A 255-nucleotide genomic window follows, 5' to 3' on the forward strand; every position below is an offset into this window, starting at 1 on the left:
GGAGCTCCGTCCCCGGAAACACCCGCACGAGCACGTAGACGGCCGTCTTGGTCGTGAAGGCCGACATGAAGACCGAGCCCGTCACCGTGCCTTCGGGGTAGGCGTCGGTCAGCCACGCGTGGAGGGGCGGCACGGCGGCGTTCACGATAACGCCGATGAGCATGAGGTAAAACGCCAGGCTCCCGTCGTGGTCGACGGCCCGCACGGCGATGGAATCGGTCGCCATGTAGTGGAGGATGATCCCCCCGAGCAGGC

General features: G+C 67.1%; 1 protein-coding gene. It reads right to left on the reverse strand.

Features of this window, described 5'->3' with window-relative positions; translation table 11 throughout:
* Positions 1-255 (reverse strand): proton-conducting transporter membrane subunit (locus MWC30_RS22405; RefSeq protein ID WP_368860939.1); only part of this gene is annotated, 255 nt, incomplete at both ends.

This window comes from Desulforhabdus sp. TSK, from assembly GCF_022836495.1.
In the GTDB taxonomy this organism is placed as follows: Bacteria; Desulfobacterota; Syntrophobacteria; order Syntrophobacterales; family Syntrophobacteraceae; genus Desulforhabdus.